General features: G+C 59.5%; 15 protein-coding genes. 6 read left to right on the top strand and 9 right to left on the bottom strand.

The features are described 5' to 3' along the window. Positions 1-8: 8 nt before the first annotated feature. The 3 genes from AAID99_RS03670 (at position 9) to AAID99_RS03660 (ending at position 3382) form a co-directional block, all read left to right on the top strand. On the top strand, positions 9-1133 hold the full coding sequence (locus AAID99_RS03670) for a DEAD/DEAH box helicase (protein ID WP_188427298.1): 1125 nt from the start codon (positions 9-11) through the stop codon (positions 1131-1133). 72 nt (positions 1134-1205) lie between these two features. Further along, positions 1206-2357: an acetylornithine deacetylase gene (argE, locus tag AAID99_RS03665; protein WP_498493169.1), complete on the top strand. Its 1152-nt coding sequence runs from the start codon at positions 1206-1208 to the stop codon at positions 2355-2357. Continuing rightward, positions 2354-3382: a M14 family metallopeptidase gene (locus tag AAID99_RS03660; protein ID WP_188427296.1), complete on the top strand. Its 1029-nt coding sequence runs from the start codon at positions 2354-2356 to the stop codon at positions 3380-3382. The genes argE and AAID99_RS03660 overlap by 4 nt, the downstream gene beginning before the upstream one ends. A 39-nt stretch (positions 3383-3421) precedes the next feature. On the opposite strand, the gene glyA is transcribed toward AAID99_RS03660, so the two are convergent. Next, positions 3422-4729 carry a serine hydroxymethyltransferase gene (glyA, locus tag AAID99_RS03655; RefSeq protein WP_371869884.1) on the bottom strand — a complete coding sequence of 436 codons (1308 nt, stop codon included), beginning with the start codon at positions 4727-4729 and terminating at the stop codon, positions 3422-3424. 123 nt (positions 4730-4852) lie between these two features. On the opposite strand from glyA, the gene AAID99_RS03650 reads away from it, so the two are divergent. From AAID99_RS03650 to AAID99_RS03640, 3 genes are read left to right on the top strand one after another with little or no spacing between them, the layout of a single operon-like run. Beyond that, the gene (locus AAID99_RS03650; protein WP_498493168.1) at positions 4853-6316 is read left to right on the top strand and encodes an APC family permease; all 1464 of its coding nucleotides are present in this window, start codon (positions 4853-4855) and stop codon (positions 6314-6316) included. Then, entirely contained in the window at positions 6313-7311 is a 999-nt protein-coding gene (gene hemB / locus AAID99_RS03645; protein ID WP_188427294.1) for a porphobilinogen synthase, read from the top strand. Before AAID99_RS03650 ends, hemB begins: the two co-directional genes overlap by 4 nt. Next, a complete protein-coding gene (locus AAID99_RS03640) occupies positions 7308-7682 on the top strand; it encodes a YraN family protein (protein WP_498493167.1) in 375 nt (124 codons plus the stop codon). The genes hemB and AAID99_RS03640 overlap by 4 nt, the downstream gene beginning before the upstream one ends. A 135-nt stretch (positions 7683-7817) precedes the next feature. Here the strand turns inward: AAID99_RS03640 and AAID99_RS03635 are convergent, their stop codons facing one another. The 8 genes from AAID99_RS03635 to purC all read right to left on the bottom strand — a co-directional run bounded on the left by AAID99_RS03635 (position 7818) and on the right by purC (position 13228). Continuing rightward, entirely contained in the window at positions 7818-8126 is a 309-nt protein-coding gene (locus AAID99_RS03635) for a hypothetical protein (RefSeq protein ID WP_498493166.1), read from the bottom strand. Between the two features lie 166 nt (positions 8127-8292). Continuing rightward, positions 8293-8628, bottom strand: a complete 336-nt coding sequence (grxD, locus tag AAID99_RS03630) for a Grx4 family monothiol glutaredoxin (RefSeq protein WP_267311831.1) — start codon at positions 8626-8628, stop codon at positions 8293-8295. Between the two features lie 71 nt (positions 8629-8699). After that, complete coding sequence (locus tag AAID99_RS03625; RefSeq protein WP_498493165.1) at positions 8700-8930, bottom strand: BolA family protein; 231 nt, start codon at positions 8928-8930, stop codon at positions 8700-8702. 3 nt (positions 8931-8933) lie between these two features. After that, a complete protein-coding gene (gene purL, locus AAID99_RS03620) occupies positions 8934-11132 on the bottom strand; it encodes a phosphoribosylformylglycinamidine synthase subunit PurL (protein WP_498493164.1) in 2199 nt (732 codons plus the stop codon). Beyond that, the gene (gene purQ / locus AAID99_RS03615; protein ID WP_188427289.1) at positions 11129-11830 is read right to left on the bottom strand and encodes a phosphoribosylformylglycinamidine synthase subunit PurQ; all 702 of its coding nucleotides are present in this window, start codon (positions 11828-11830) and stop codon (positions 11129-11131) included. Before purQ ends, purL begins: the two co-directional genes overlap by 4 nt. Then, positions 11827-12228 carry a Rap1a/Tai family immunity protein gene (locus tag AAID99_RS03610; RefSeq protein WP_498493163.1) on the bottom strand — a complete coding sequence of 134 codons (402 nt, stop codon included), beginning with the start codon at positions 12226-12228 and terminating at the stop codon, positions 11827-11829. Before AAID99_RS03610 ends, purQ begins: the two co-directional genes overlap by 4 nt. After that, the gene (gene purS, locus AAID99_RS03605) at positions 12225-12467 is read right to left on the bottom strand and encodes a phosphoribosylformylglycinamidine synthase subunit PurS (RefSeq protein ID WP_188427287.1); all 243 of its coding nucleotides are present in this window, start codon (positions 12465-12467) and stop codon (positions 12225-12227) included. Before purS ends, AAID99_RS03610 begins: the two co-directional genes overlap by 4 nt. Beyond that, on the bottom strand, positions 12464-13228 hold the full coding sequence (purC, locus tag AAID99_RS03600) for a phosphoribosylaminoimidazolesuccinocarboxamide synthase (RefSeq protein WP_025886165.1): 765 nt from the start codon (positions 13226-13228) through the stop codon (positions 12464-12466). The genes purS and purC overlap by 4 nt, the downstream gene beginning before the upstream one ends. Positions 13229-13330 lie beyond the last annotated feature (102 nt).

The raw sequence follows: 13330 nt of genomic DNA, 5'->3' as shown, positions 1-13330 counted from the left end.
AAGCAGTCATGACCGAAGCTTTCTCGACCGACACACCACTTTTCGACCCTCTGATCATCGCCGGACTGAAACAGGTCGGTATCGACAAGCCAAACGAGGTGCAGACGCGCGTTTGGCCGGAAGTGCTGAGCGGCAAGGATGTGCTGCTGATCGCACAGACCGGCTCAGGCAAGACCGCCGCTTATGCGGCGCCAGCGTTCCAGCATCTGCTTGCCTCCAAGGACACGCGTCAGCCGGGTGCGCCCCGTGTACTGATTCTGGCCCCCACACGTGAACTCGTCACCCAGATTGCCGGAGTCTGCCGCCAGATCGGCAGAAGACTGGCCTTCCGCACCCGCCTGCTCTGCGGTGGCCTGCCGAAAGATGCCCAAGTCGAGGCTCTGGCGGAGGGCGTCGATATTGCCGTGGCGACCCCCGGGCGGCTGATCGATCTTCTCATGAGCGGCGCCTGCCGGCTTGATGCCACGACGATGCTCGTGATCGATGAGGTCGATCAGATGCTGGATGAAGACTTCCTGACCGCCATGGACGAGATCATCCCGCATCTTCCGGACAGGCGTCAGGCCATGCTGTGCTCGGCAACACTCCCGGCTGCCGGGCGGGCTCTGGCCAATCGCCTGCTCTACAAGCCGGTCACACTCGAATTCGCCACCCAGACCGTAACGCCGCGACGCATCAAGCAACGAGCAATGTTCGTCGAGACGGAAGAGAAGCCGGCTACGCTCACCCGGCTGTGCGCCGAGACAGAAGGACGCCAGATCGTCTTTCTGCGCACGAAGGCGTCGGTCGACCAGATCGGCAAGCTTCTGCGCAAGGCGGGACTGTCCATCGCCGTGCTGCATGGTGACCTTGCCCAGGGGGCAAGACAGAAAGCAGTCGACGCGCTTCGCGCCGGGCGGGCTCAAATTCTGCTGACCACAGACGTTGCCGCGCGTGGGCTTGATATCGATGACGTGGCTCTGGTCGTGAATTACGACCTGCCAGAAAAAGCCGAGACATATGTTCATCGCATCGGTCGAACCGCCCGCGCAGGCAAGAGAGGTGCCGCACTTGCCTTCTGCACGCGAGATGAACGCGTATTGCTGCGCGCCATCGAAAAAGAGATCGGCTATCGCATCAGCATCGTTTCCTGAGAGGGCTGGCCTTGAGGTTTGTCATGACAGGGGTCTAAACTCTTCGTTATGACCCCTCCCAAGGCCCGACTGATGGACAGCGTCGCGATTCTGGAAAAGCTTGTCGCGTTCGACACGACAAGCCGGAACCCCAATGTGCCGCTGATCGAGTGGATCGAATCCTGGCTCGATGCGCATGAGGTGCCCTATTCGCAGCATCGCGGGCCGGAAGACGGCAAATGGAATCTGCACGCCATTCTGGGGCCTCAGGAGAAGGGCGGACTCGCTCTTTCCGGCCATGTCGATTGCGTGCCGGTAGAGGGACAGGACTGGTCGCGTGATCCCTTCACCCTGACCGAAAAGGACGGCAAGCTTTACGCACGTGGTGCTGCCGACATGAAGGGCTTCGTCGCAGCCATGCTGGCGGCCGTCCCGGCTATCAAGGCGAAGACACTCAGCAAACCCGTGCATCTGTTTTTCACCTTCGATGAAGAAATCACCTGCAACGGCGCGCGCTATCTCATCGAAGACGTGAAATTGCGGGATCTGATGCCGGATTTCTGTGTAATCGGTGAGCCCACGCTACTCTCGCCGATCATCGCCCATAAAGGGCGCTTTACCATACGCGTGGACATCAAAGGCCGGCCGGCACACTCGTCACAACCGGCGCTGGGCGCGAATGCCCTGCATGCTATGGGGCGCGCCATCGCTGAAATCGCTGCCATGGCCGATGAATTCGAGCGCGACGGCCCGCATGTCAGCGGCTTCGAACCCGATCACACAACCATGCAGGTCGGGCTCGCGCAGGGCGGCAGCATTCTGAACATCGTGCCCGAACAGGCGAGCTTCGAGATGGAATGGCGCGCTGTTCCGGGCGACAGCAATGAAGCGATTTTTGCGCGCATCCGCCATCGCCTCGCTCCTATCGACCAGGCCCTGCGTGACGCCTGGCCTGAATGCGGTCTGGAGTATACCGCCCTCGTCGACCTCCCCCCTCTGGCACTGCCTGAGAGCGCGCCTCTCGTTTCACTGCTCCAGCAGATTACGGGCCGCAACAGCGCGGGTTATGTCTCGTATGGTACGGAGGCGGGCATCTATCAGCAGGCAGGGTTGCCGACCATTGTCTGCGGACCCGGTGATATTGCCCAGGCCCATAAGCCCGATGAATGGATAGAGCGCGACCAGCTGACGCGGTGCGAAATCATGATCGAGCGCCTCGTGCGACAGGTGTGTCTGGCTCCATGAGTTGTGGGGCTTCACCGCGGGACCATCATCCGGTGCGCAAGCGTCGCCAGCGCCTGCTTCCCACGCTCGCCCTGCCCCGCCGTCTGCCAGACTTTCCCATCCTGATCGAAACGCCCGACCTTACCCCCTGGGAAAAAGGCAATAACGGCATCGCTGGCGTCATTGAACGCGATAGCGGTATGCCAGGCCCCGAGATAACCGTAGTCTCTCTTATTCACGGTAATGAGTTTGCCGGGGCGGCAGCTTCAGACCGCCTGTTGCGCGAGGATATCCGTCCGATTTGTGGCGTGCTGCGCTTTGTTTTTGCCAATATGGCAGCGTTCCGGCGTTTCAATCCCGAAAATCCCACAGCGTCGCGTTTCATCGCTGAAGATCTCAACCGGGTATGGTCGCATGACCGTCTCGACCTTCCCCCCGGTTCTGTCGAGATGGAACGGGCAATAGAATTACTGCCGATCATTCAGCGCAGCGATCTGCTTCTCGACCTGCACTCCATGCTCTGGGAGTCAGCGCCGCTCTTCATCTCGCCTCAGACCGAGCGCTCCATTGCGCTGGCGGGAATGCTCTCGTCGAGATCGGACACTCAGTTCCTCACCCTCACCGATCTCGGTCATGTGGGTGGCGCCCGTCTGATCGAGCATGAGCGATTTATGGCTGCCTCAGGCGCACCTGCCAGCGTTTTGCTTGAAGCCGGACAGCACTGGCGCCCCGAAACGGTAGAAATCAGTGCCCGTGTGATCAGGCAATTTGTCGATAATGCTGCTTTTCTGCATTTCGGCGCACGACATACCGACAACGGTGCTGCGCATCAGGCCACAGTGACCGATAACGTTGTCGCAAGAAGCGCGAGCTTTGCGTTCACTGAGCCCTATCAGGGCGGCCACGTGATCCAGTCGGCAGGGACGGTTATCGCCACCGATGGCGAGGACGAAATCTGTACGCCCTACGACCATTGCGTGCTGATCATGCCCAATCTCTGTGTCAGGCGCGGCCAGCTTGCCGTGCGTCTCGCACGACGTCTCTGACAGCCGCCCCGGTCACGGGGCGACTGGCGAAGGTCTCTCTCAGGCGCCGGGATAAGCGACGTCGTAGATCGGGAAGCGACGGCAGAGCGTCTTGACCTCTTCATGCACGCGCTGCTCGACGGCATCCTGCGCATCGGTGCCGAAAGCGCTCAGAACCTCATCGATCATGCGGGCAATGGTGCGGAACTCTTCCTTGCCAAAGCCACGCGAGGTCGCAGCCGGGCTGCCGAGACGGATGCCCGAGGTGACAAAGGGCTTTTCCGGGTCGAACGGAATGGCGTTCTTGTTGGCCGTGATGCCAGCGCGCTCGAGAGCGGCTTCGGCGATCTTGCCTGTCACCTTCTTGGGGCGCAGATCAACAAGCACCAGGTGGCAGTCGGTGCCGCCGGTCACGATGTCAAAGCCACGCACAACCAGCTCTTCCGCCAGAACGCGGGCATTATCAGCAACCGCCGTCTGATAGGCCTTGAACTTCTCACCCTGCGCTTCGCCGAATGCCACGGCCTTGCCAGCGATGACATGCATGAGCGGGCCACCCTGCAGGCCGGGGAACACGGCCGAGTTTACCTTCTTGGCAATATCGGCGTCATTGGTGAGCACGATGCCACCACGCGGGCCGCGAAGGGTCTTGTGGGTGGTGCTGGTAACAATATGAGCGTGGGGTACAGGGCTCGGGAACAGACCGGCCGCGACCAGACCCGCGAAATGGGCCATGTCAACCATCAGATAGGCGCCGACTTCATCGGCAATACGACGGAAGCGGGCGAAATCGATATGACGCGGATAGGCCGAACCACCAGCCACGATGATCGTCGGCTTGTGCTCGCGTGCCAGACGCTCCATTTCCTCATAATCCAGCGTGCCATCTTCGGCGCGTACGCCGTACTGCACGGCATTGAACCACTTGCCGGAATAATTCGGTGCTGCGCCATGGGTCAGGTGACCACCAGCGGCAAGGCTCATGCCAAGCACAGTGTCACCCGGCTTACCGAGCGCCATGAAAGCCGCCTGGTTGGCATTGGCGCCCGAATGCGGCTGAACATTGGCGAATTCGACCCCGAACAGGGCCTTGATGCGTTCGATGGCAAGATTTTCGACGCGGTCGACATCGACGCAGCCGCCATAATAGCGCTTGCCCGGCAGGCCCTCAGCATATTTGTTGGTCAGAACCGAGCCCTGGGCTTCCAGCACGGCAAAGGACGTGATGTTTTCGGACGCGATCAGTTCGATCCCGTCCTGCTGGCGCACCAGCTCGGCATTGATGATCGCCGCGACCTCTGGATCGGCCTCATTCAGGCCGCGATGAAAGAAATCGTGCTGAGCGGACATGTTCTCGCGAGTTGACATTCTTTTCTCTCCCAGAGGGGGCGCGCAGACGCACAAAATGGCGTATCACGAACGCCAATATCCCAGATTTCCCCCCGCCGCCAACCCGTTTAGCGCGCGTGACACGTTTTAGAGGAAGACTGAATGCCCCAGCCCCTCGCCGCTCTCTGGCGACGCAAACCGATCGATAGCGGTACGGATGACACCGCCGAACATGGCATGAAGCGCGTTATCGGCCCGTTTGCCCTTATCGCGCTGGGTGTCGGGACGACTGTCGGGGCCGGGCTTTTTTCTCTCACAGGTATCGCCGCAGCCCATAATGCCGGGCCCGCCGTTATTCTGGCTTTCGTGGTTGCCGCCATTGCCTGCGGCTTTGCCGCTTTCTGCTATGCCGAGCTTGCCAGCATGATTCCCGCGGCGGGATCGGCCTATTCTTATGCCTATGCGACTCTTGGCGAACTGGTCGCCTGGATCATCGGCTGGGATCTCGTTCTCGAATACACAGTTGGTGCCGCTGCGGTTGCGTCGAGCTGGTCGAGCTATCTGTCTTCCATTCTCGGGCAGTGGAACCTCCACCCGGATCCGAGATGGATGGCCTCGCCCATGACCATGGTAACGCTGGCCGATGGCAGCTCAGCCCATGGCTGGATCAATCTCCCCGCCATGGCGGCGCTCGTTCTGATCGTTCTGCTTCTGCTGCGCGGCATTACCGAATCGACACGCATCAATGCCATTGTGGTGGTGCTCAAGCTCTCCGTCATCCTGGCATTCATGATTTTCTGCACGCCCTATATCCAGAGCGCGCATTATACGCCGTTCATTCCCCCCAATACGGGCGAGTTCGGTCATTTCGGCCTTTCCGGGATCATGCGTGCAGCGGGCATGATCTTCTTTGCCTATCTTGGCTTCGACATCATCGCGACCACGGCACAGGAAGCGAAACGGCCTGAGCGCACCATGCCGATCGGCATTCTGGGCAGTCTGATGATCTGCACCATCATCTATATCGCCTTCGCCTTCGTCCTGACCGGCGTCGTCGATTATCGCCAGATGGAGAATGATGGCAGCCCGGTTGCTACAGCCATCGACGTGACCCATCTCTTGTGGCTGCAGGGTGCGCTCAAATTCAGCATCCTGTTCGGTTATACCTCGGTGCTGATGGGCCTCATGATGGGTCAGGTACGCGTGTTCTACGCCATGTCGCGCGACGGGTTGCTGCCCGCCATTTTCGGTCGCCTGAGCCCTCGCACCCGTGCCCCCGCCGTCTCTCACCTGATCTTTCTTGTCGTCACCTGCCTTCTGGCCGGGCTCGTGCCCATTTCGGTACTGGGCAATATGACCTCCATCGGCACCTTGCTGGCCTTTGTCCTTGTCTGTGTCGGTGTGCTGATCCTGCGTATCCGTGAGCCGAACCGCCCCAGGCTTTTCAAGGCGCCGGGCGGTCTGATCATGCCGATCTGCGGCATCATCAGCTGTGCCGTCGTCATGTTTTCGCTCGATAGCCTGACCTGGCTGCGGCTTGTTCTGTGGCTGATTGCCGGGCTGGGCGTGTATGCCGCCTATGGCTACAAGAAAAGCAAACTCACCACCGGGGAGCTGTCTCGATGATTACTGGCGCCTATCCACTTAGTCGCGCCCGCCGCAACCGCTTTGACGGGTTCACCCGCAAGCTGGTCGCTGAAACCACGCTGACGACCGACAACCTGATATGGCCGATCTTCGTATGTGACGGTCAGAACACGCGGACGCAGGTCAGCTCCATGCCTGGTGTTGAACGCGTCAGTATCGATTTGCTGGAAAGTCATCTTGAGGAAGCTGTGGCGCTCGGCATCCCCGCCGTCGCCCTTTTTCCGATCACCCCACCCGACATCCGTGATTCGAAGGGGCGTGAGGCCACGAACCCCGATAATCTGATGTGCCGGGCAGCCCGCGAAATCAAGCGCCTCTATCCCGATCTGGGGCTAATCGGTGATGTGGCCCTCGATCCCTATACCGACCACGGGCATGACGGGCTGATCGAGAATGGGTATGTCGTCAATGATGCCTCGGTCGAGATACTCGCCCTTCAGGCCATGAACCAGGCCGCTGCAGGCATCGATATCATTGCGCCATCCGATATGATGGATGGCCGCATAGGCGCCATCAGAGCAGCACTCGACAAGGCGGGCTATGAAAACACCCGTATCATGTCCTATGCCGCGAAATATGCCTCGGCATTTTACGGTCCGTTCCGTGACGCGCTTGGGTCGGGCGGCCTGCTTAAGGGCGACAAGAAGACCTATCAGATGGACCCTGCCAATACTGACGAAGCCCTGCGCGAAGTGGCGCAGGATCTACAGGAAGGCGCCGATATGGTCATGGTCAAGCCGGGCATGCCTTATCTGGATATCATCCGGCGTGTGCGCGACAACTTTGCCGTACCGACCTTCGCCTATCAGGTGTCAGGCGAATATGCGATGCTGATGGCCGCCATACAGAATGGCTGGCTCGATCGCGATCGCGCCATTCTGGAAAGCCTCCTCGCCTTCCGGCGCGCCGGATGCAACGGCGTACTGACCTATTTCGCCGTCGAAGCGGCACGGCTTATCGCGCGCGGCGCATGACCCTCACCCGGCAAGCAAGAGGCCATGCGGCCCATGCTGCCGGGCTCGAAGCCGAACGACGCACAGGCGAATTTCTGCTTAAGAAAGGTTGCTGCATTCTCGCGACGCGATGCAGGACGCCCTATGGCGAAATCGATCTCATTGCGGCCTCGACAAAAAGGCTCCTCTTTGTCGAGGTGAAGCAGCGTAGGACCCTCGATGAGGCCGCGTTTGCGCTCTCACCTGCCCAGCAGAAAAGGCTGCTATGCGCAGCCGAATATCTCATTCTCAAAAACACTTCATGGTGCCGGGAAGAGACGCGCTTTGACCTGGCCCTTCATGACATATCGGGCGGAATGCGCTGGATTCCGGATATCCTGCGGTCCTGTTGAACCGCAAAGTCGCGTAGTGAACACGCGACACGCGATGCCTTTTGCGAAAGGCATCAGAACGTTCAGTCTGCAGAGGAAAAAGCGGGGGTGTTTGAAAGGATATCCCGACAGGGACTCCTGACAGGCTACGCCGGATCAGCCGTGACGGCGGGCATGATGCGCCTTACCGCTTACGGGAGCCTTTGCATGGTAGACGACGGTGTGAACCAGCGAACGACGCGACGGCATGGCAGCGTGGTGCGCAGCAGCCTGATGAATGGCCGCAGCATGATGGCTATGGCTGACAACGGGGCGATGATAGACCGGGGTGGCGGTCAGTGCGTCGAGGGTAAGCTTGGAGGCTTCCCAGTCGGTGATCTCTCTTGCCTTGGCGTCGGAAGAAGCAAAAGCGGCTCCGGCAACGACAACTGAAGTGACAAGCTTAAAAACCGAAAGACGCCGCATTTTTACTTCCCTCTGAATGACTTCAAGCAGGTTATGCAGGAGACGCTGAGGGCAACAAGAGGCGAAGAAGCAAATTTTTCACGAGAAATTCTGGCGTTGCATAACTGCCACAGTTTGGGTCAAAACGGTGGCAGAACGCATAATTTATGGCATAACCAAGGCAGGGTCAGGCCACTTTTTTGGCGATATTCTTCTCTTCGAAAAGAGACTCCAGTTCGCCGCTCTGGAACATGTCGGTCACGATGTCACAGCCACCGATGAACTCGCCCTTGACGTAAAGCTGGGGCACTGTCGGCCACTGCGAGAAATCCTTGATTCCCTGGCGGATTTCCGCGCTTGCCAGCACATTGGCCGTTTCGAAATCCACACCCATATGGCCGAGGATCTGGACGACACGAGCCGAGAAACCGCATTGCGGGAAAAGCTTGTCGCCCTTCATGAAAAGCATGACAGGGTTGGCGTCGATAAGCTGTTGGATCTGCTGGAAAATGGCTTCTGCCATGGTTCACTCCTGTTCGCGAGAGCCGCGTTGGGTCGATAATACGCGATTATAGACCCAACAAGTCTCGATTGTCAGGGGGTTTGTGTTTTCAGGGCCAGAGCATGCAGCTCTGTCCCCATACGCCCGCCAAACGCATCATAGACCAGCTTGTGCTGGCGCACCCGCGGCAGCCCCGCGAAAGCAGCGCTGACCACGGTCGCAGCATAATGATCGCCATCGCCTGCGAGATCCTGAATCTCGATTACCGCATCAGGCAGAGCTGCCTTGATGGTGCGCTCGATTTCTTCTGCATTCATGGGCATGGATCAGCGCTCCATCAGTTTGGGGAAGAAGGCGGCATTCACCTCACGCATGCGCTCGGCGGAAAGCGACATCCCGTCCTTGAGAACAAGATGAGTGCCCCCCGTGCGACCGAGATGACGAACAGGCACGTGAGCCTTTTCAGCCTCGTCGATCAGCGCAGCTGCATGCTTCGTGGCAATCACGTAGCAGGCCTGATCCTCGCCGAAATAATAGGCATGAAGGCTTGTGCCGTAATGCGGCTTGTCGAGATGACAGCCGACGCCACTTGCCATGACCATCTCGGCAACTGCCACGAGCAGACCACCATCGGCGATGTCATGGCAGGCTTCGACGCAGCCCTTTGCAATCATGCGACGCACAAAGTCGCCATTGCGGCGTTCGGCGTGCAGGTTGACAACGGGCGGCGCACCCTCTTCACGATGGCAGATTTCACGCAGCCAGAGAGACTGGCCAAGCTCACCGCGAATTTCACCAATCAGCACGAGTTCAGCGTGATCGGGCATGCCCAGGCCGATAGCCTTGGTCACGTCCTCGATGACACCGATCGCACCGATCGCAGGGGTCGGCAGGATCGGCTGGCTCAGTCCGCTCGGATGGCTCGTCTGGTTGTAGAGCGAGACATTGCCGCTCACGACCGGGAAGTCGAGCGCACGGCAGGCCTCACCCATGCCCTTGATAGCATCAGCGAACTGACCCATGATTTCCGGCTTTTCAGGGTTGCCAAAATTCAGGTTGTCCGTCACGGCCAGAGGCAGGGCGCCAGTTGCCGTGATGTTACGCCAGGCTTCCGCCACGGCCTGGGCCCCACCCGCACGCGGGTCGGCCTGGCAATAGCGCGGTGTGCAATCCGTCGTCATGGCGAGACCGCGCTTCGTGCCCTCGACACGCACGATCGCCGCATCTGCTGCACCCGGACGACGAGCTGTCTGGCCACCGACGCCACTGTCATACTGATTCCACACCCAGGCGCGCGAGGCGAGATCAGGGCAGCCCAGCAGGGTCAGCAGCGCGTGTTCGACACCAGCCGGATCGGCCACTGTGCCAAGACGTGCCGGAGGCTCGGCATGGGTCATCGGACGATGATAAAGCGGTGCTTCATCAGCCAGAGGTGCAAGAGGAATATCCGCCTCGACCTTGCCCAGATGCTTGACCGTGATATGCGCCGTATCCGTAAGAACACCTACGATCGCGAAATCAAGGTCCCATTTCTCGAAAATGGCACGGGCCACATCGGTACGTTCGGGCTTGAGCACCATGAGCATACGCTCCTGGCTCTCGGACAGCATCATTTCATAGGCAGTCATGCCGGTTTCGCGCTGCGGCACATGGTCGAGATCGAGCTCGATGCCCACACCGCCCTTGCCAGCCATCTCGACAGCCGACGAGGTCAGACCGGCAGCGCCCATATCCTGAATGGCCACGATCGCATCAGTCGCCATCAGCTCAAGACAGGCTTCGATCAGGAGCTTTTCGGTGAACGGGTCACCCACCTGCACCGTCGGGCGCTTGGAGGCAGCATGTTCATCGAATTCGGCCGAAGACATGGTGGCGCCATGAATGCCATCGCGACCGGTCTTGGAGCCGACATAAACAACCGGGTTGCCGATACCAGCCGCTGCTGACAGGAAGATCTTGTCCTGCGACGCGATGCCAACGGTCATGGCATTGACCAGAGGATTGCCGTTATAGGCCGGGTGGAAATTGATCTCGCCACCGACCGTCGGCACGCCGACGCAATTGCCGTAACCGCCAATGCCGCGCACCACGCCGTCGATCACGCGCTGCGTGACAGGCAGGCTTGGATCGCCAAAGCGAAGCGCGTTCAGATTAGCGACCGGACGGGCCCCCATTGTGAACACGTCGCGCAGAATACCGCCGACGCCGGTCGCCGCACCCTGATAGGGTTCGATGAAGGACGGGTGGTTATGGCTTTCCATCTTGAAAACGGCCGCAAGACCGTCTCCGATATCGACGACACCAGCGTTTTCACCCGGTCCATGAATGACCCAGGGAGCCTTTGTCGGCAGCGTCTTGAGATGAACGCGAGACGATTTGTAGGAGCAATGCTCGGACCACATGACCGAGAAGATACCCAGCTCGGTCAGGCTCGGCACGCGGCCCATGATGTCGAGCACCTTCTGGTATTCCTCAGCGGAAAGACCGAAGCGCGCGGCGAGTTCAGCGTTGACGATCATGCTCATGCGACGAGACTCTTCACCAGACCCGAAAACAGCGGCACGCCATCTGTCGCACCGAGATCGGGATCAACCAGGTTTTCAGGGTGCGGCATCAGACCGCAGACGCGCTTGTTGGCGCTCAGAATACCGGCAATCGAACGCTGGCTGCCATTGGGGTTGCTGATGCGGCTTGTCGCATCGAGACCACCCTTGGCGCAGACATAGCGGAAGGCCACACGATCTTCGCCTTCAAGGCGATCAAGCTCGGCTTCCGATGCCGTATAATTGCCATCGCCGTGGGCGAGTGGTGCACGGAAGACATCGCCCTTCGCCCAGTCACGCGTAAAGGCCGTATCGCTGTTCTCGACGCGAAGATAACCGTCCTGCGACAGAAAACGCATTCCGGCATTGCGCAGAAGCGCACCCGGAAGAAGCTGCGCCTCAGTCAGGATCTGGAAACCATTGCAGACGCCAAGCACATAGCCGCCACGTTCGGCAAAGGCGCGCACTTCGCGCAGGATCGGCGAATGGGCGCCCATGGCGCCAGAACGCAGATAATCGCCGAAGCTGAACCCGCCCGGAAGCACGATCAGATCGAGGTCAGGCAGAGACGTGTCGCGGTGCCAGAGCATGGTCGGTGCCTTGCCACTGACGAGACGCAGCGCCTGCTCCATATCGCGTTCGCGATTGGTACCCGGAAAGACGACAATACCCGCTTTCATGGTTTGCCTCCCTGAGCCGAACACGGATAGGAGTCATGCAACGCCGCAAAGACGGCTTTCCCTACCGGATATTTCAGAACGTCCTGATGCGCCTTGAGCCAGGAGATGACCTTGCCGCGCATGGCATCGGTGGTCTCGGCATCAGGCACGCAGAAACCAGCAACCGTGCTGGCGTCGCCATTGCTCTTGGCATTGAGCGCGGAAAGCGCGCCTGAATCGGCCATACCAGCGATATAGGCATCGCACACGGCCTTGCCCTGGGGCTTGGAGCAGATCTGGCCGAAGCGACCAGCCTGCATGGGTGAGAGACGATGCTCATCGGCCTGCGCCACACCGGCAAGGGTGCCCATGGGCAATGCAAGCGCAATTGCCGTCAGGAAAGCCTTTTTCGGCGTCATCCAATGACCTCGACTGCAAAATCCTCGATCACCAGATTGGCCAGCAATTCGCGAGCCATGGCTTCGCCCTGTTCCAGCGCTGCAGAGCGGTCTTCAGTCGCGATTTCCAACTCCATGGTCTTGCCGACGCGCACTTCACCGACATTGGCGAAGCCGAGTACTTCGAGCGCATGACCGATGGCTTTGCCCTGGGGGTCGAGCACGCCTTCCTTCAGCATGACATTGACGCGAATTTTCATTGCATAACCTCCGGTCCTTTAAGATCGCCATTCCCTGCTTCGGGCAGGATGCCCAGGCGGCGAGCCACTTCCTGATAAGCTTCCTCGACACGGCCCATATCCCTGCGGAACCGGTCCTTGTCGAGCTTCTCGCTCGTCTTGGTGTCCCACAGGCGGCAGTTATCGGGTGAAATTTCGTCGGCAAGAACGATGCGCATCTCGTCGTTTTCCCACAGGCGACCAAATTCGAGCTTGAAATCGACAAGCTGGATGCCGATGCCCTGGAACATGCCCGTGAGGAAATCATTGGTACGCAGCGCATAGGCGTTGATCTCGTCGAGATCCTGCGCATTCGCCCAACCAAAAGCCGTAACGTGCTCTTCCGACACCATCGGGTCGTTGAGCGCATCGTTCTTGTAGTAATATTCGAGGATCGAGCGCGGCAGACGTGTGCCCTCGGCAAGACCAAGACGCTTGGCTATCGAGCCAGCGGCGACGTTGCGCACAACCACTTCGAGGGGGATGATCTCGACTTCGCGGATCAGCTGTTCGCGCATGTTGAGGCGACGAACGAAATGGGTCGGGATGCCGATTTCATGCAGGCGAAGCATGAGGTGTTCGCTGATGCGATTGTTCAGCACGCCCTTGCCAGTGATGATGCCCTTCTTCACGCCATTTCCGGCGGAAGCATCGTCCTTGAAATACTGAACGAGTGTTCCCGGTTCGGGTCCCTCGAAAAGGATCTTGGCTTTTCCTTCATAAAGCTGACGACGGCGTGCCATGACGATCTTTCAAAAAAGGTAAAACGGCGTTGCCACGCATATAGCAGCGCAGCCCCGCCGTTCATACCCATGATCGCGCCGTTCTGCCCCCTTTGGCGGGGG

The organism is Asaia sp. Ae19-3, assembly GCF_059801175.1.
This window is presented reverse-complemented; position numbering and strand designations above follow the sequence as displayed.

Excerpts from the sequence above, each read along its gene's own strand:
- AAID99_RS03670 (WP_188427298.1), top strand. The coding sequence starts at position 9 with ATGACCGAAGCTTTCTCGACCGACACACCACTTTTCGACCCTCTGATC.
- argE (WP_498493169.1), top strand. The coding sequence starts at position 1,206 with ATGGACAGCGTCGCGATTCTGGAAAAGCTTGTCGCGTTCGACACGACA.
- AAID99_RS03660 (WP_188427296.1), top strand. The coding sequence starts at position 2,354 with ATGAGTTGTGGGGCTTCACCGCGGGACCATCATCCGGTGCGCAAGCGT.
- glyA (WP_371869884.1), bottom strand. The coding sequence starts at position 4,729 with ATGTCAACTCGCGAGAACATGTCCGCTCAGCACGATTTCTTTCATCGC.
- AAID99_RS03650 (WP_498493168.1), top strand. The coding sequence starts at position 4,853 with ATGCCCCAGCCCCTCGCCGCTCTCTGGCGACGCAAACCGATCGATAGC.
- hemB (WP_188427294.1), top strand. The coding sequence starts at position 6,313 with ATGATTACTGGCGCCTATCCACTTAGTCGCGCCCGCCGCAACCGCTTT.
- AAID99_RS03640 (WP_498493167.1), top strand. The coding sequence starts at position 7,308 with ATGACCCTCACCCGGCAAGCAAGAGGCCATGCGGCCCATGCTGCCGGG.
- AAID99_RS03635 (WP_498493166.1), bottom strand. The coding sequence starts at position 8,126 with ATGCGGCGTCTTTCGGTTTTTAAGCTTGTCACTTCAGTTGTCGTTGCC.
- grxD (WP_267311831.1), bottom strand. The coding sequence starts at position 8,628 with ATGGCAGAAGCCATTTTCCAGCAGATCCAACAGCTTATCGACGCCAAC.
- AAID99_RS03625 (WP_498493165.1), bottom strand. The coding sequence starts at position 8,930 with ATGCCCATGAATGCAGAAGAAATCGAGCGCACCATCAAGGCAGCTCTG.
- purL (WP_498493164.1), bottom strand. The coding sequence starts at position 11,132 with ATGAGCATGATCGTCAACGCTGAACTCGCCGCGCGCTTCGGTCTTTCC.
- purQ (WP_188427289.1), bottom strand. The coding sequence starts at position 11,830 with ATGAAAGCGGGTATTGTCGTCTTTCCGGGTACCAATCGCGAACGCGAT.
- AAID99_RS03610 (WP_498493163.1), bottom strand. The coding sequence starts at position 12,228 with ATGACGCCGAAAAAGGCTTTCCTGACGGCAATTGCGCTTGCATTGCCC.
- purS (WP_188427287.1), bottom strand. The coding sequence starts at position 12,467 with ATGAAAATTCGCGTCAATGTCATGCTGAAGGAAGGCGTGCTCGACCCC.
- purC (WP_025886165.1), bottom strand. The coding sequence starts at position 13,228 with ATGGCACGCCGTCGTCAGCTTTATGAAGGAAAAGCCAAGATCCTTTTC.